Here is a 17,229-nt window from a genome sequence, read left to right as displayed (position 1 = left end):
CGGGCGGCCGGGGGAGGGGCAGGCGGGATGGACGACTACGCGGGCCGGGTGCTGGCGGACCGCTACCGCCTGCCGCTGCCGCCGTCCGACGCGTACGAACCGACCGCCACCCGCGCCTTCGACACCTACAGCGGCCAGGAGGTGCTGGTCCGTCAGGTGCCGCTGCCGGAGGTCGTCGAGGCCGAGGTGCTCGACGCGGACGGACTGCCCGAGGGGTTCACCGCGCGCGGGCGCGGGGCGCGTTCCGTGCCGGCCGCGCGGGCCGCGACACGCCGGCCCGCCGAGCCCGCGGTGCGGCGCGCCGTGGAGGCCGCCCAGGCGGCGGCCCGTATCCCCGATCATCCACGGCTGGACCAGGTCTTCGACGTCTTCGCCGAGGGCGGCTCGCTGTGGATCGTCAGCGAGTGGGTCGCCGCCCGCCCGCTGTCCGCGCTCCTCGCCGAGCGCCCCCTCACGCCCTATCGCGCCGCCGAGGTCGCCTCCGACGTCCTCATGGCCCTGCGCGTCCTGCACGCCCATGGCTGGGTCCACCGCAATGTCACCGCCCGTACGGTCCTCGTCTGTGACGACGGCCGGGTCCTGCTGACCGGTCTCGCCGCCGGCGCCGCGGAGGAGGCGCTGTGCGGGTACGACCCGGTGCCGGGGGCGGAGGAGGACGGCGATGCGGGGGGCGCCGTCGAGGCCCTGCCGGGTGCCCGACGGCCCGTTGACATCGTTGTGCCCGACGCCGTGGACCCGGAGGCGGCGCGGCGCGCCGCCATCCAGGCACGGGCGGCCGGTGCGCCGGGCGTCCCCGGCGCGAACGGCGTGTCCGGCGGGCCCGAGGCGCCCGGGGGGTCCCAGGCGTCCGGTACGGCGGGACAGCGGGCGCTGGAGAGCGGCGCCGACATCCGTGCCGCGCGGGCCGGGGCCATCGCCGCGTACCGGGCGGGCGCCCGCGCCGCGGCCCGGGTACAGGAGGCCCAGCAGGGCGAACGGGCCGCGCTGCCCGGCGCCCGGCGAGCCGCAGAGGGCGACATGGACGCCGACCGGGCCGCCGAGCACGAGGGCGTGGGCGCGGGCGGGAACGAGGGTACGGCGCGATCGGCGCCGTACCCCCAGGGGTCGCCGTACCCCCAAGGGCCGCCGTACCCGCAGGGGCCGTACTCCCAAGAGCCGTATCCCCAAGAGCCGCAACCCCAAGGGGCGTCGCGTCCCCAGGGTCCCCCGTACGCCCAAGGACCGCCGCACCCCCAGCAGCCGCACCCGCAAGGCGCGCCCCACCGCCAGGGCCAGGCGCCCCGCCCCGCGGCCCCGGCGCCGCACCGGTCGGCCGACTCGCCGTACCCCGCCGTACCCGCCCCCCGTCCCGACGTCCCGCCGCCCGGTCGTACCGCCGACCCCTACGGGACGCGTGGCGCGCCGGGACCCCGGGGACTCGAACCCGCGCGGCACGACACCCCGGCCCCGGTGGCCGCCGTACCGCCGGGGGGTCAGGCCCGTTGGGACGAGGCGGCGGCCGCCTCCGGGGCGCGGCCCGGCGGGGCGCTCGCGGCCGAGCGGGCGCGGCAGGCGCGGATGGCCGTGGTGGGGCCGGTGACCGAGCGATGGGCGCCGGAGCAGGCCGGGCCCGTGCACGAGAACTGGCAGCTGGCCGCGCCGGTCGGGCCGGCCACCGATCTGTGGGCGCTGGGCGCGCTGTTGTTCCGCGCGGTGCAGGGGCACGCGCCCTATCCCGAGGAATCCACCGCCGAACTGGTGCAGTTGGTGTGCGCTGAGCCGCCCGCGTACGCCGAGGAGTGCGGTCCGCTGCGGCCGGTGGTGGAGTCCCTGCTGCGTCAGGACCCCACCGAGCGGCCCGACTTCGAGGAACTGGGCGGCTGGCTGCGCTCGCTGGTGCGGTCCGCGCCCGAGCCGGAGGCCGGTACCCGGGTGGTGCCGGTGCCGCCCGACCCCCGGCGGCTGCCGATCGTCCGGCGCCGGGGCGAACTGGTGCGGCGGCGCCGCGCCGGGCTCCCCGACGCGCACGCCCGGCACAAGCGGGACCGGGAGGAGGGGGGTTCGCCGAGCAGGCTCGGCCGGATGCTGCTCGTGCTGATCCTCCTGCTGCTGGCCGGCGCGGTCGCGTACGCGATGCTGTTCATGCCGAAGCACGCGTCGCACGGGCGGAGCGGGACCGGCCCGACCCCCTCGGCCGGGCGGTCGAGCCCCGCACCCGCCGCCTCCCGGCACAGCCCCTCCGCCTCCGACACCCAGGCGGGCGGCACCTCCTCCGTGCCCGCCGGGTTCACCCTGCGCAAGGACCCCGAGGGCTTCGACATCGCCGTCGCCCAAGGCTGGACGCGCACTCCGAAGAACGGCAGCGGCGAAGTCGTCTACGCGCACGGCGACTTCGAGCTGATGGTCGTACCCGGACGGGACGGCTCGGCGGCGTACGGCAGCGATCCGATGGCCTATCAGCGGGACAAGGAGCGCGAGCTCCAGCCGTACCGGGACTCCAGTTGGGCCACCGCCACCGGGCTGCGCACCATCGAGGTGGGCGGACGGACCATGGCCGAAGGGCAGTTCACCTGGACCGACGGACAGGGCCGCGATCTTTACGTACGCAACATGGCGATCCTGCTGAACGGCCGGTACCACATCCTCCAGGTCCGCGGCCCGGACGCCGACCGGGACGAGGTGACCAGGCTGTACGAGGAAGCTACCGCGACGTACCGCTACACCGGTTGAGCACGGCGTACACAACGGGCCCGGCCCGGCGCGCCGGTTCCCGTTCTCACGCGGAAATGACCATCGTCACAGTGCGGTTTCCTTGGGACCCCGCTTGTTCCCTGCGAACGGGCCGGTCCTTAGTCTGACCCTGACAAGAGCATTGCGGGGCAACGTGAATCAGATGCAGGGCCTGCTCATAGCGGGCCGCTACCGGCTTGCCGAATCCATCGGCAGCGGCGGCATGGGCCGGGTTTGGCGTGCCCACGATGAGGTGCTGCACCGGGCGGTCGCCGTCAAGGAGTTGACCGCCGCGCTCTATGTCTCCGACAGCGACCAGGCGGTCCTGCTGGCCCGGACCCGGGCCGAGGCGCGGGCCGCGGCGCGCATCAACCACTCCGCGGTCGTCACCGTGCACGACGTCCTCGACCACGACGGCCGGCCCTGGATCGTGATGGAGCTGGTCGAGGGCAACTCGCTGGCCGACGCGGTCAAGGAGCAGGGGCGCATCGAGCCGCGGGAGGCCGCGCGGATCGGGCTGTGGGTGCTGCGTGCGCTGCGCGCCGCGCACTCCGCCGGGGTGCTGCACCGCGATGTGAAGCCCGGCAACGTTCTCCTCGGCCGCGACGGACGGGTGCTGCTCACCGACTTCGGCATCGCCCAGATCGAGGGCGACTCCACCATCACCCGCACCGGAGAGGTCGTCGGCTCGGTCGACTACCTCGCGCCCGAGCGGGTGCGCGGCCACGACCCCGGCCCCGCCTCCGACCTGTGGGCGCTCGGCGCGACGCTGTACACGGCCGTGGAGGGGCGTTCGCCGTTCCGCCGCACCTCGCCGCTGAGCACCATGCAGGCGGTCGTCGAGGAGGAGGCCGAACAGCCGGTGAACGCCGGGCCGCTCGGCCCGGTCATCTCCGCGCTGCTGCGCAAGGAGCCGGAGCGGCGGCCGAGCGCGGAGGAGGCCGAGCAGATGCTCGCCGAGGCCGCCGAGGGCCGCCGGCCGAACGCCGCGCAGGCGTATGTGCCGACCCAGACCTCCGGCCTGCACGGGCCGGGGAGCACCGGCGGCTACGGCACGCCGGGGCAGACCGCGAACGCCCGCGCCGTGAACGGCTCGGCCACCGGCGTTCCGGCCACGCCGGTCGGTCCGTCGGCCGTCGGGCCCACCGCCGTGGGTCCGGTGCCGGGCGGGCACGGCGGCGGGCGGCCGGTCCGGCCCCGGCGCAGGCTGCGCACGCTCGCGCTGGTCGTCGCCGCCGCGGCCGTGCTCGGCGGCGGCGCGGCGGTGGGCTTCCAGGAGTGGAACAACGCACGGCACGACAGCGCGGCGCACGACGGCACGAACCCCGGCCCGGCCTCCTCGGCGAGCCCCGGCGGCGACCAGGACCCGGACACCGGCACCGTCCCGGACAGCTGGGAGACCCACCACGACCCGCTGGGCTTCAGTATCTCCCTGCCCAAGGGCTGGAAGCGCAAGGTCTACGGCATCAACGGTCCCCTGAAGCAGATCGACTACACCCCCGACGGCGGCAAGCACTTCGTACGGATATCCATCGACACCTCGCCGGACTTCGCCGACGCCTACGAACACCAGAAGGACCTGGAGCAGCAGCTCCAACGGCTGGTCGGCTACCAGCGGGTGACCCTCAAGCAGAACGTCTACCGCGACCGCAACGGCTCCCTGTGGGAGTACACCTGGAACGCGCTGAAGAAGGACCCGCCGTACGTGGCGGGACCGCGGCACGCCGTCGAGGAGACGTACTTCTCGCGCGAGGGCACCGAGTACGCCCTGTACATGTCCGGGCCCGCCGCCGACTGGCCGATGACCGGCAAGCAGTTCAAGTGGGTGCTCCAGAGCTGGCAGCAGCCGGGTCAGACGAGATGACCGGCGCTGAGCCGAACGGGCGCTCTTTGCGACTGAAACGGCTGAAAACGAGTCACTGAACCGTGCGGCTTGGCCGATCGGAGCCCCGGAGCGGATGGGTCCGTTGCGGCATGATGGGCGCATGGGGACCGAGGGCGCCGACTTCCGGGTGATCGCCGGCCGTTACCGCCTCCAGGCGCGTATCGGGCGCGGCGGCATGGGCGTCGTATGGCGGGCGAGCGACGAGCTGCTGGGCCGGCTCGTCGCGGTCAAGGAGATCCTCGCGGACGACTCGCTCCCGGAGGACGACGCGCGCCGCCGCCGCGACCGTACGTTCCGGGAGGCGCGCGCGGTCGCGCAGCTGCGGCATCCGCACATCATCGTCGTGCACGACGTGGTGGAGCAGGACGAACGGCCGTACCTGGTCATGGAGCTGATCGACGGCTGCTCGCTGGCCGACCGGATCGCCCGGCACGGCCCGGTGTCCCCTGCCGAGGCCGCGCGGATCGGCATCGCCCTGCTCAGCGCGCTGGACACCGCGCACGAGGCCGGGGTGCTGCACCGGGACATCAAGCCCGCGAACGTGCTGATCGAGTCCGGCACCGAGCGGGTCGTGCTCACCGACTTCGGTATCGCGCAGGTCGCGGGCGCCACCACGCTCACCGAGACCGGGTCCTTCGTCGGCTCGCCCGAGTACACAGCGCCCGAGCGGATGTCCGGGGTGCGCACCGGCCCGGAGTCCGACCTGTGGTCGCTGGGCGCGCTGCTGTGCACGGTGCTCAGCGGCGAGTCGCCGTTCCGGCGCGACTCGCTCGGCGGCATCCTGCACGCCGTCGTTGCGGCCGAGATCCGCCCGCCCGTCGAGGCCGAGCCGCTGGCACCCGTCGTACGGGGGCTGCTGGAGCGCGACCCGGACCGGCGGCTCGGCGCGGCACAGGCCGAGCGGATGCTGCGCGGCTATCTGGAGACCGGGCACACCCCCGAGACACCGGACGCGCCGGGCACCGCGCGCGGGCACCGGCTCGGGGCGGGGCGGCCGCGGACCGTGCCGCAGCCGCCCACCCAGCCGGGCCTTTCCGAACCGCTTCCCGGCCCTCCCGGGGTCACGGCGGAGTCCCCGTCCGGGCGTTCCTCGTCCCGCTCGGTACTGGTGGCGGCCCTGCTGATCGCGGCGCTCGCGGCGGCGGGCGGCTCGGCCGCGACCCTGCTGATCAACCGGGGCGACAGCGGAGGCGGCGGGAGCCCCGGAGGTACGGCGACGACACCGGCGCCCGGAGGCACGAGCGGTACGAGCCCCGGCCCGTCGCCCTCGGCCACGACCCCGAGACCGTCCCGGCCGGGCTCCTCGCCCCCGGGCCCCGGCACCGCGCCCTCCGGCTACCGCACCGCCCGCGACCCGGCCGGGTTCTCGCTCGCCGTGCCCGACGACTTCACCCGCAGCCCGCAGGGGGAGCGGGTGTTCTACCTCTCGCCCGAGGGCACGTACCGGCTCGGCGTCAAGATCGCCGCCCCCCAACCCGGGGGCCCGCAGGCGGTGATGAAGGGGCAGGCGGCCAACGGGTCGGTTTCCAACCCCGGTTACCACGACGGTCGGGTCACCCGCACCACGCACGCCGGACACCCCGCCGCGCTCTGGGAGTTCACCTGGAACGGCTACAGCGCCCCGGAGGGGGCGCGGCACACGTACGACCTGTGCTGGGAGGAGTCCGGGCGGCTGTACGACGTATGGGTGTCGGCGCCGGTCGGGAAGGTGCGCGAGGCACGGGAGTACTTCGACGTCGCGCTGGACACGTTCTCGCCGTCGGCGCACTGACCGTATCCCGTCGGTGCGATCCGGTCGGTGCGCCGCGTCACGGGTTCGTGACCGGTAACGCTTCCGGGTGGATCGGGGGCGCGATGGCGCGATATGGATGGTGCATGAGCAGTGACGGGGGAACGGGCCGGGCGGCCGACGACACGACGAGCTTCGTCCTTCAGCCGCCGAGGCCGCACACACGACAGGATCCGCTCACGGTCCCCGGCCCGGCCACCGGCGAGGGACCCCTGATCGCGGGCCGTTACCGGCTGACGGCCAGACTGGGCCGGGGCGGGATGGGCACGGTGTGGCGGGCCAGGGACGAGACGGTGGACCGCGAGGTCGCCGTCAAGGAGCCCCGGATACCGGACCACCTTCCCGAACGGGAACGCGCCAACGCCTTCGAGCGGATGCGCCGCGAGGCCCGCGCCGCGGCCCGCCTCGACCATCCGGCCGTGGTGAACGTGTACGACGTCGCGGTGGTCGACGGCCGCCCCTGGCTGGTGATGGAGCTGGTGCACGGCCGCACACTGGGCGATGTGCTCGACGAGGGCACCCTGGACGCGCGCGAGGCCGCCCGGATCGGCCTGGAGGTGCTCGGCGCGCTGGAGGCGGCGCACGCGGCGGGCGTCCTGCACCGGGATGTGAAGCCCGACAACGTGCTGCTGGGGCGGCACGGCCGGGTCGTTCTCACCGACTTCGGCATCGCGCGGATCGAGGGCGACACCCGGCTCACGGACACCGGCGGGTTCGTCGGCTCGCCCGAGTACGTCGCGCCGGAACGGGTGCTGGGACAGCTTCCCGGCCCCGCGAGCGACCTGTGGTCCCTGGGCGTGCTGCTGTACACCGCGACCGAGGGCGTCTCGCCGTTCCGGCGCAGCAACACCCCGGCGACCCTCCAGTCCGTCCTCAACGCGACCCCGGCCCCGCCCACGGCGGCCAGGGGCCCGCTGGCCGAGGTCATCGACGGGCTGCTGCACAAGGACCCGGCGCGACGGCCGTCCGCGCGGCGGGTGCGCGCGCTGCTCACGGAGGCGGTCGAGCCGCCGGCGCCGCGGTCGCAACTCACCCCGTCCCCGGTCCCGTCGGCGCAGGCCGCCCCGCCACCCGCCCGTCGCCGGCGGCCCGGTCGTACCGCCTGGCTGGGGGCGGGCGCGGCGCTGGTGGCGCTCGCGGCGGTGGCGTACCTCGTGCTGGCCGATCCCTTCGCGGGCCCGCTGCCCGACGGGTGGTCGATGCGGCCCGAGGGCAGGCTGGGCGCGACCCTGGCCGTGCCCGCCGGGTACCAGGTGTCCCGGCCGAGCTCGGACGACTCCGACAAGAACTGGGTGGAGTACTCCGACTGGAGCGGCGCGGTCTCGATCACGCTCGACCTGGCCAGGAAGTCGGAGGACGACTCCGGGGAGATCAAGAACTCGGCGCGGTCGCAGATGTACGCGGACGACGAGGAGTTCCGCGCCCAGGGCGAGTCCTCCCTCGACATGCCCAAGGGCGCGAAGACGCGACCGGACGACACCGCGACGTACAAGGGCCGGGAGGCCGCGCGCAACACGGTCGTCTACACGACCGACGACAGCCAGGACCCCCGCCCGCGCGAACTCCAGGTCTTCTACTACCGCACCCACTCCGGCGACATGTACCAGCTGTTGGTCGAGTACCCGGGCAAGGGCGACTTCACCGAGCGGGGACGGCAGGTCGCGAAGGCGGCGATCGCCAACCTGGAGGTGCAGAAGCTCTGACGCCCGGAGCCTTCTTCGACAGGCTTGGTATGAACGCGTGTTGGTGATCTCGGCACGCTTCTCGGGTATCGGTGTCGTCGAAGTTCGGCTGTCGGGCGGCGGGTTCGGGCCGCGCCGGTGGGGTGCCCGCACCGCCCGCTTCGACAACGGCGCGGTGCGCACGGTACTGATGGGACATGGCTGACGACGGCGAACACCCGCTCGGCGCACGTCTGATCGGCGGGCGCTACCGGCTGACCGACCGCCTCGGCACCGGACCCACCGGAACCGTCTGGCGGGCCGAGGACGAGGGCGGCGAGGGGCGCGCCCGGCTCGCCGTCAAGGAGCCGTCGCTGCCCGGCGATCCGGTCACGGACGAGGAGAGCCGGCGGCTCGCCCACCGGCTGTACCGGGAGGCCCGCGCCGCGACCCGGGTACGGCATCCGTCCGCCGTCACGGTGTACGACGTCGTCACCGAGGCGGGCGTCCCCTGGATCGTGATGGAGCTGGTGGAGGGCGAGTCCCTGGGCGAGGCGCTGCGCCGCGGGCCGCTGCCGCCCGCCGAGGCCGCGCGCATCGGCCTCGCCGTCCTCGGCGCCCTGCGCGCCGCGCACGCCGTCGGCATCGTCCACCGCGACCTCAAACCGGCCAACGTGCTGCTGGAATCGGGCACGGGCCGGGTCGTCCTCACCGACTTCGGCATCGGGGACGGGCCGGGCGGGGGAGGGGGCGCGGGGGTTGGTGGTGCCGGGGCCGGTGGCCGCGGGGCTGGTGCCGGGGCCGGTGGCGGCGGGTTCGGCACGGGCGGATTCGGTGGGGGCGGTCCCTTCGTCGCTCCCGAGCGGGCGGCCGGGCCCGGGGCCGGGCCCGCCTCCGATCTGTGGTCACTCGGCGCTCTGCTGCGCGCCGCCCTCGGCGACACGGACCCCGGCCCGCTCGGCCCCCTCCTGGACCGGCTGAACGCCGAGCGGCCCGAGGCCCGGCCGGATGCGGAGCGGGTGGCGGCGGAGCTGCGCGGGTACCTGGGCGTGACGGACGTACCGGAACCGGCCGCCGCACGGGACGGGCACGGGCTCGGCGACGTACGGGACGGGGACGCGCTCGGCGACGTACCGGAAGAGCGTGGCCCCGGCGTCGTACCGGACGAGCGGCCACGGCCGGACGCGCGGCCGCAGGCGGACCCCGAGTCCCGGCCCGCACCCCGTCGCCGCACTCCCTTCACCACCCTCACCCTCTTCCTGGCGAAAAAACCCGCGGGCGACTGATCGGGCGGGTGTTCGAACCGGCAACCCGCTGATCAGGCCGTTCGTTGCCAGTGATCACTGGCGTGGTGTGAGTAGTCCGTGAATCCCCGTTACCGACGGGTACACAAAGCGTTCGCCGCGGCATACCCTGCGCCTCATGACGGACACGCAGGCCCCGGACACGCAGGCGCCGGACATCGCCGGTACCAACCCCCTCGCGCCCTCCCCCGAGGGCGTCCGCACCGCTGCCGACGTGGTCACCCCGGAGCTGGTGGCCCGGCTGACCAAGGGCGTCACCGGTTCCGGCCGGACCGCCAACCACACGCCGTTCACCGGCGAGAAGCTGGCCGACCTGCCCGAGTCCAGCCCCGAGGACGTGCTCAAGGCCTTCGAGGCGGCCCGTGCCGCGCAGGCCGTCTGGGAGCGCACCCCGGTACGGCAGCGCGCCGGCGTCCTGCTCCGCTTCCATGACCTGATCCTCGAACGCCAGGCCGAGGTCCTCGACCTGGTGCAGCTGGAGACCGGCAAGGCCCGGCTGCACGCGCACGAGGAGGTGCTGGCCGTCGCCATCGCCGCCCGCCACTACGGCCGCAAGGCCCCCGCCTATCTGCGCGCGAAGCGGCACACCGGCGCCGTGCCGACCCTGACGAAGGTCACCGAACTGCGCCACCCGCGTGGGGTGGTGGGCCAGATCGCGCCCTGGAACTACCCCCTGGAGCTGTCCGTCGGCGACGCGTTGCCCGCCTTCGTCGCGGGCAACGCGGTCGTGATGAAGCCGGACACCGAGACCTGCCTGACCGCCCTGTGGGCCCGCGACCTGCTGATCGAGGCCGGGCTGCCCGAGGGCGTCTTCCAGGTCGTCCTCGGCGAAGGCCCGGTCGTGGGGCCCGAGTTGGTCAAGCACGCCGACTACGTCTCCTTCACCGGCTCCACCCGCACCGGCCGCGAGGTCGCCCAGGGCGCCGCCGCCCGGCTGATCGGCGTCTCCCTCGAACTCGGCGGCAAGAACGCCATGTTGGTGCTGGACGATGCCGACATCGAGAAGGCAGCCGCCGGTGCCGTACGCGCCTGCTTCTCCTCCGCCGGGCAACTCTGCATCTCCATCGAGCGGTTGTACGTCCACGAGTCGATCGCCGACGCCTTCCTGGAGCGCTTCGCCGCCCGCACCAGGGCCATGCGGCTCGGCAACTCCCTCGCCTACGGCGCCGAGATGGGCTCCCTGGTCGGCGAACGCCAGCTGAAGACCGTGGAACGGCATGTGCGCGAGGCCGTCGACAAGGGCGCCACGGTGCTCGCGGGCGGCGCGGCCCGGCCCGACATCGGCCCCTACTTCTTCGAGCCCACCATCCTCGACGGCGTCGAGGGCTCCATGGCGGTCTGCGAGGAGGAGACCTTCGGCCCGGTCGTCTCCGTCTACCGCTTCTCGGACGTGGACGACGCCGTCGAGCGCGCCAACGCCACCCCGTACGGCCTCAACGCCTCCGTCTGGACGACCAGTTCGAGCCGTGGCCGGGAGGTCGCCGCCCGGCTGCGCACCGGCACGGTCAACATCAACGAGGGCTACGCCCCCGCCTACGGCAGCGTCCAGTCGCCGATGGGCGGCATGAAGGACTCCGGTCTCGGCCGCCGCCACGGCTCCGAGGGCATCCTCAAGTACACCGAGGCCCAGACGGTCGCCCAGCAGCGGCTGCTGCCGATGGCGCCCTCGCTGGGCATGTCGGAGGAGGGCTACGCCCGCTTCATGACCACGAGCCTGCGCGTGCTGAAGGCGCTCCGGTTCAAGTAAGCCGCTTGGGGGCGCGGGGAACCGCGCGAGAGACCACGGACGGCCCGCACCCGAAACACAACGAGGAGAGACCCGTGCCCCAGGACTCCGTGCCCCAGGACTCCTACGACTACGACGTCCTCGTGGTCGGCTCCGGCTTCGGCGGCTCCGTGTCCGCCCTGCGCCTGACCGAGAAGGGCTACCGGGTCGGCGTCCTCGAAGCCGGGCGCCGCTTCACCCGTCAGTCCCTGCCGAAGAACTCCTGGGACCTGAAGAACTACCTCTGGGCCCCCAAGCTCGGCATGTACGGCATCCAGCGCATCCATCTGCTGGGCAATGTGATGGTGCTGGCCGGCGCGGGCGTCGGCGGCGGGTCGCTCAACTACGCCAACACCCTCTACGTACCGCCGAAGGCGTTCTTCGAGGACCCCCAGTGGAAGGACATCACCGACTGGCAGGAGGAGTTGAAGCCGTACTACGACCAGGCCAAGCGCATGCTCGGCGTGCGGCTCAACCCGACGATGACCCCCTCGGACGTCCATCTGAAGGCGGCCGCCGAGCGGATGGGTGTCGGCGACACCTTCCACTTCGCGCCGGTCGGCGTCTTCTTCGGGGACGGCAAGGACGCGGACGGCACGGCCGAGGCGTCCCCCGGACAGCCGGTGCCCGACCCGTACTTCGGCGGTGCCGGTCCCGAGCGCAACGCCTGCACCGAGTGCGGCGAGTGCATGACCGGCTGCCGGCACGGCGCCAAGAACACGCTGAACGAGAACTACCTCCATCTCGCCGAGAAGGCGGGCGCGGTGGTCCACCCCATGACCACGGTGGTCTCCGTCACCGACGACTCGCGCGGCGGCTACGCGGTGGCCACCCTGCCGACGGACCGCAAGAAGAAGGGCGCGGGACGGCTGTTCACCGCGCGCCGGGTCGTGATCGCGGCCGGTACGTACGGCACCCAGACCCTGCTGCACCGTATGAAGGCGAACGGCCAACTGCCGTACCTCTCGCCCCGGTTGGGCGTGCTGACCCGGACCAACTCGGAGGCGCTGGTCGGCGCGCAGACCGACAACCACCGCTACCGCAAGGCGCACGGCACCCCGCGGGCCGACTTCACCCGGGGCGTCGCGATCACCTCCTCGATCCACCCGGACGAGAACACCCACATCGAGCCGGTCCGCTACGGCAAGGGCTCCAACGCGATGGGCGGTCTGTCCATCCTCCAGGTGCCGTACACCGAGGGCTCCTCGCGGGCGCTGGCCTGGCTGGCGAACGCGGCCCGGCACCCCACCCTGGTGCTGCGCTCCCTGTCCAACCGTCGTTGGTCGGAGCGGAGCATCATCGGCCTGGTGATGCAGTCCCTGGACAACTCGCTGACGACGTATCTGAAGCCGGACGGCATCGGCAAGGGCCTGCTCACCGCGCGGCAGGGGCACGGCGCGCCCAACCCCAAGCAGATCAGGGCGGCTTCGGAGGCGGCCGCCGCGCTCGCCGCCGAGATCAACGGCTTCCCTGGCAGCAATGTCGGCGAGCTGATGGGCACCCCGCTCACCGCGCACTTCCTGGGCGGCTGCCCCATCGGCGACTCTGCGGAGACCGGGGTGATCGACCCGTACCACCGGCTGTACGGCCACCCCGGTATCTCGGTCGTGGACGGCGCGGCGGTCTCGGCGAACCTGGGCGTCAATCCCTCGCTGACGATCACCGCGCAGGCCGAGCGGGCCATGTCGTTCTGGCCGAACAAGGGCGAGGCGGATCCGCGGCCGGCGCCGGGGGCGTCGTACGAGCGGCTGAAGCCGGTGGAGCCGCAGTCGCCCGCGGTCCCGGCGGAGGCGTTCGGCGCGCTGCGGCTGCCGTTCCTGGGGATGCCGACGGTGCCGCCGAAGGCCGAGTAGCCCCGCGCGGCTATACGACCCGGGTGGTGTGACCCGGATCACTCGAAAATCCCGGATCCCGGCACAACCCTCCTCCGCCGTCGCCGATCAAACCTGCTACCGGATCAAGAAGACGGTGGAGAGGGACCTGCCTTCGGAGGGGGATGCAGGTCCCTCTTCTCATGCCTTGGTCATGTGGGGACGGGGACCGGTGTTCCGTCGGTCGGCTCCGGGCGTCCCCGGAGCCGACCGTTCTCTTGGTGACCGGGCTGCTGTCCCCTGCCGTCCGGTCACTTCCCTGGAGCGAGGTCCCACGGCGTACGGCACGACCCGTACACCTCATCGCCCCAGCGAGCCACGCGTGGTTCTGTCGGGCCCGCCCCTGGCTGGCACGGACACCCCGCTAACGAAGGCTTCCGTGCGGCGGTCACGCGCCGTACGGGTGAGACGGGGGCCGAACTCACGTCGGATAATCAGCCGAGTCAGATACGGCCCCGGCACAGCTCCAGCAGGGTCATGGCGAGCGAGGTGCCGGGCTTGCCCAGCGCCTCGCGGTAGTGGCCGAGGATCTCCATCTCGCGGGAGAGGCTGACCCGCCGCCCGCCGGAGGAGATACGGGTCTGCTGGACCACGGCGGAGACGGCCGTCCGCTCCTGGATGAGGCCGATGATCCGGTCGTCGATCGCGTCGATGCGCTCCCGCGCGGCGGCGATGGTCGCCTCCGGCGTCGCGGCGGTCTCTTCGGGGGTGGTGGTGCTCATGGCGGGGGCTCCTGATCGTTCGTACTGACGCGGATGCCCTGGAACGGTGTGACCCGGAGAAACGACAGGCGCCCCGGGCCTTGTCGGCCCGGGGCGCCTGGGATGTCGCTTAAGCGTTCGGCTAAGCAGCACGACCATGGCAACCGGCGGGCCGGATGCCATAGGTAAAGACGAAGGTCGCGTGCTGAAGCATGGGGCCAGTATGCCACGGCGCCGGTACGGCGGGGCCCTCGTCCGGTACGGCGGTCCCGCCCGCGGTCGGCTCGTCCGGCACGGCGGCCGGTCCGGGTCAGGTGCGGTGGCCCGTCCGCGAGGGCCTTCGGCTCGGCGGAGGGCTTTGCGCCCGCACCGTTAGACTCGTAGTACAGACCCCCGCCCGGACCACCAGAAGGCACCCCGTGTCATCAGCGACTCCCACTGCCCCCGACACCGTCCTGGTCGTCGACTTCGGTGCGCAGTACGCCCAGCTCATCGCCCGACGCGTCCGCGAGGCGCGGGTCTACAGCGAGATCGTGCCGAGCACCATGCCGGTCCAGGAGATGCTCGCCAAGAAGCCCGCGGCGATCATCCTCTCCGGCGGCCCCTCGTCGGTGTACGAGGAGGGCGCGCCCCGCCTCGACCGCGAGATCTTCGAGGCCGGCGTCCCCGTCTTCGGCATGTGCTACGGCTTCCAGCTGATGGCGCTCACCCTCGGCGGCTCCGTCGACAACAACGGCGCCCGTGAGTACGGCCGTACCGACCTGCACGTCTCCAAGTCCTCCTCCACCCTCTTCGAGGGCACCCCGGACGAGCAGCAGGTCTGGATGTCTCACGGCGACGCCTGCTCCGCCGCCCCCGAGGGCTTCTCGGTCACCGCGTCCACCGACCTGGTCCCGGTCGCCGCGTTCGAGAACGACGAGAAGAAGCTCTACGGCGTCCAGCACCACCCCGAGGTCATGCACTCCACGCACGGCCAGCAGGTGCTCGAACACTTCCTGTACCGCGGCGCGGGCCTGGAGCCGACCTGGACCACGGGCAATGTGATCGAGGAGCAGGTCGAGGCCATCCGCGAGCTGGTCGGCGACAAGCGCGCCATCTGCGGCCTGTCCGGCGGCGTGGACTCCGCCGTGGCCGCCGCCCTGGTGCAGAAGGCCATCGGCTCCCAGCTGACCTGCGTCTACGTCGACCACGGTCTGATGCGCAAGGGCGAGACCGAGCAGGTCGAGAAGGACTTCGTCGCGGCCACCGGCGTCCAGCTGAAGGTCGTCGACGCCGAGGAGCGCTTCCTGAACGCCCTCGCCGGGGTCAGCGACCCCGAGGAGAAGCGCAAGGTCATCGGCCGGGAGTTCATCCGCGTCTTCGAGCAGGCGCAGGCCGAGATCATCGCCGACGCGGGCCCGGCCGTGGAGTTCCTGGTCCAGGGCACCCTCTACCCGGACGTGGTCGAGTCCGGCGGCGGCACCGGCACCGCCAACATCAAGTCGCACCACAACGTCGGCGGCCTGCCCGAGGACCTCGAGTTCAAGCTGATCGAGCCGCTGCGCAAGCTGTTCAAGGACGAGGTCCGGATGGTCGGCCAGGAGCTGGGCCTGCCGGACGAGATCGTCCAGCGCCAGCCGTTCCCGGGTCCGGGCCTCGGCATCCGCATCGTCGGCGAGGTCACCAAGGAGCGCCTGGACCTGCTGCGCGACGCCGACGCCATCGCCCGCGAGGAGCTGACCGCGGCCGGCCTCGACCGCGAGATCTGGCAGTGCCCGGTGGTCCTGCTCGCCGATGTCCGCAGCGTGGGCGTCCAGGGCGACGGCCGCACCTACGGTCACCCGATCGTGCTGCGTCCCGTCTCCTCCGAGGACGCCATGACCGCCGACTGGTCCCGGCTGCCCTACGACGTCCTCGCCCGCATCTCCACCCGCATCACCAACGAGGTCCGGGACGTCAACCGCGTCGTCGTCGACGTCACCTCGAAGCCGCCGGGCACCATCGAGTGGGAGTAGGCCTCGCCCTCGCCTGAGGCTCAGGTCCGCCTGAGAGTCCGCACCGGCTCTCCCGGCTTCCAGACCCGGACGACCAGATAGCGGTCGTCCTCGACACAGGTCCGCACGACCTCCGTCAACTCGGTGCGAAAGAGGTGGAACGGCTCCGGCGGTTCCACCTCTTTCACATACCCGGCCTTCGCCGCCCCCTGCCCGACCTCGTAGGCCCGCCCGCCGATCCGTACGTCCCCGCCGGCCATCGTGGTGCCCTCGCCCGGATTGGCCTGGAGCGCGAACCGCGGATCGCGCAGCAGATCGCGGGCCTTCAACGAACCCGGCATCATGCCGAGCCACAGCTCGCCGCCGAGGAAGCGCACCTCCAGCCCGGAGGGACGGGGCGAGCCGTCCCGGCGGAGGGTGACGAGGACGTGGTGCCGGAAGGCGCCGAGGCGCCGCTCGACGGCCGCCGCGAAGTCCGGCTCGGCCGCGGTGAAGTCTGCCCAGTTCATACCGGCCGAGTGTGCTCGCCCAACCCGACATCTCCTGTCGCCTTTCTCTTCCGATCTCCATCTGCGCGCCATCTTTACGGCACAGCCCTGCCCTTTTGGGCTGACCGGCGGTAACTTCCGGCCCGTACCGCCTACCAGCGCTGGAGGACCTATGTCCGGGCCCACCCCGCCGCTGCCGCTGTCCACCGACCAGCTGCAGTTCGCCATGCCGCCGATGCACGACTCGGTCGAGGACGAGCGCCGGCACCGCAAGGAACGGCTCGCCGGAGCCCTGCGGATCTTCGGGCGGAACGGTTTCGAGGACGGCGTCTCCGGCCACATCACCGCCCGGGACCCGGAGTTCAGCGACTGCTTCTGGGTCAACCCCTTCGGCATGCCCTTCCGGCACGTCACCGTCAGCGACCTCGTCCTCGTCAACCAGGACGGACAGGTCATCGAGGGCCGCTACCACGTCAACCAGGCCGCCTTCACCGTGCACGCCCAGGTCCACGCCGCCCGCCCGGACGTCGTCGCCGTCGCCCACTGCCACTCCGTGCACGGCCGCGCCCTCGCCGCCCTCGGCGACCTCATCGACCCCCTCACCCAGGAGAGCTGCGCCTTCTACGAGGACGCCGCCCTCTACGACGCCTACACCGGTGTCACCGTCGACGCCGAGGAGGGCCGCCGCATCGCCGCCGCGCTCGGCTCCCGCAAGGCGCTGGTGCTGCGCAACCACGGGCTGCTCACCGTCGGCGGCTCCGTGGACGCCGCCGCCTGGTGGTTCCTGTCGATGGACCGCTCCTGCCAGGTGCAGCTGCTGGCCCGCGCGGCCGGCCGGCCGGTCCTCATCGAGCACAAACTCGCCGTCGCCACCCGCGAACAACTCGGCGGCGACCTCGTGGCCTGGATCAACTACCAGCCCCTCTGGCGGGAGGTCACCCGCAGCGAACCCGATCTGCTCGGCTGAGCCGCGGGGCGGCGGGGAGCAGCCCCGTCAATACGCTGCTCGACAGTTCACCCTCCAGGATCATGTCGGTGGGCCCCGGCGGGTCCCGGTAGGGCACAATTCGCTGTTGACATACG

12 protein-coding genes are annotated in these 17,229 nt (G+C 73.1%); 10 read left to right on the top strand and 2 right to left on the bottom strand.

Annotation, left to right across the window (positions count from 1 at the left end; genetic code table 11):
• Window positions 1-27: 27 nt before the first annotated feature.
• From HEP81_RS15805 to HEP81_RS15770, 8 genes are all read left to right on the top strand, one after another.
• Window positions 28-2,709, top strand: a complete 2,682-nt coding sequence (locus tag HEP81_RS15805; RefSeq protein ID WP_037657653.1) for a protein kinase — start codon at window positions 28-30, stop codon at window positions 2,707-2,709.
• A gap of 163 nt (window positions 2,710-2,872) precedes the next feature.
• Window positions 2,873-4,573, top strand: coding sequence for a serine/threonine-protein kinase (locus HEP81_RS15800; protein WP_037657654.1), 1,701 nt, complete (start codon window positions 2,873-2,875; stop codon window positions 4,571-4,573).
• 121 nt (window positions 4,574-4,694) lie between these two features.
• The gene (locus HEP81_RS15795; RefSeq protein ID WP_037657655.1) at window positions 4,695-6,365 is read left to right on the top strand and encodes a serine/threonine-protein kinase; all 1,671 of its coding nucleotides are present in this window, start codon (window positions 4,695-4,697) and stop codon (window positions 6,363-6,365) included.
• Window positions 6,366-6,469: 104 nt separating this feature from the next.
• Window positions 6,470-8,086, top strand: coding sequence for a serine/threonine-protein kinase (locus tag HEP81_RS15790; protein ID WP_037657657.1), 1,617 nt, complete (start codon window positions 6,470-6,472; stop codon window positions 8,084-8,086).
• A gap of 40 nt (window positions 8,087-8,126) precedes the next feature.
• Window positions 8,127-8,270 carry a hypothetical protein gene (locus HEP81_RS15785; RefSeq protein WP_157854469.1) on the top strand — a complete coding sequence of 48 codons (144 nt, stop codon included), beginning with the start codon at window positions 8,127-8,129 and terminating at the stop codon, window positions 8,268-8,270.
• Window positions 8,263-9,330, top strand: a complete 1,068-nt coding sequence (locus tag HEP81_RS15780; RefSeq protein WP_037657658.1) for a serine/threonine-protein kinase — start codon at window positions 8,263-8,265, stop codon at window positions 9,328-9,330. Before HEP81_RS15785 ends, HEP81_RS15780 begins: the two co-directional genes overlap by 8 nt.
• Window positions 9,331-9,466: 136 nt before the next feature.
• The gene (locus HEP81_RS15775; RefSeq protein ID WP_037657659.1) at window positions 9,467-11,095 is read left to right on the top strand and encodes a succinic semialdehyde dehydrogenase; all 1,629 of its coding nucleotides are present in this window, start codon (window positions 9,467-9,469) and stop codon (window positions 11,093-11,095) included.
• A gap of 89 nt (window positions 11,096-11,184) precedes the next feature.
• Window positions 11,185-12,966: a GMC family oxidoreductase gene (locus HEP81_RS15770; protein ID WP_037657683.1), complete on the top strand. Its 1,782-nt coding sequence runs from the start codon at window positions 11,185-11,187 to the stop codon at window positions 12,964-12,966.
• 461 nt (window positions 12,967-13,427) lie between these two features.
• Here HEP81_RS15770 and HEP81_RS15765 read toward each other — a convergent pair whose 3' ends face one another.
• Complete coding sequence (locus HEP81_RS15765) at window positions 13,428-13,706, bottom strand: chorismate mutase (RefSeq protein ID WP_037657660.1); 279 nt, start codon at window positions 13,704-13,706, stop codon at window positions 13,428-13,430.
• 398 nt (window positions 13,707-14,104) lie between these two features.
• Between HEP81_RS15765 and guaA the strand changes: the two genes are divergently transcribed.
• On the top strand, window positions 14,105-15,679 hold the full coding sequence (gene guaA / locus HEP81_RS15760) for a glutamine-hydrolyzing GMP synthase (RefSeq protein ID WP_037657661.1): 1,575 nt from the start codon (window positions 14,105-14,107) through the stop codon (window positions 15,677-15,679).
• 20 nt (window positions 15,680-15,699) lie between these two features.
• Here guaA and HEP81_RS15755 read toward each other — a convergent pair whose 3' ends face one another.
• Window positions 15,700-16,167: a pyridoxamine 5'-phosphate oxidase family protein gene (locus tag HEP81_RS15755; RefSeq protein WP_037657662.1), complete on the bottom strand. Its 468-nt coding sequence runs from the start codon at window positions 16,165-16,167 to the stop codon at window positions 15,700-15,702.
• A 151-nt stretch (window positions 16,168-16,318) separates the two neighbouring features.
• On the opposite strand from HEP81_RS15755, the gene HEP81_RS15750 reads away from it, so the two are divergent.
• Window positions 16,319-17,113, top strand: a complete 795-nt coding sequence (locus tag HEP81_RS15750; RefSeq protein ID WP_037657664.1) for a class II aldolase/adducin family protein — start codon at window positions 16,319-16,321, stop codon at window positions 17,111-17,113.
• Window positions 17,114-17,229 lie beyond the last annotated feature (116 nt).

The sequence above is a fragment of the Streptomyces griseofuscus genome, assembly GCF_014673495.1.
In the GTDB taxonomy this organism is placed as follows: domain Bacteria; phylum Actinomycetota; class Actinomycetes; order Streptomycetales; family Streptomycetaceae; genus Streptomyces; species Streptomyces murinus.
This window is presented reverse-complemented; position numbering and strand designations above follow the sequence as displayed.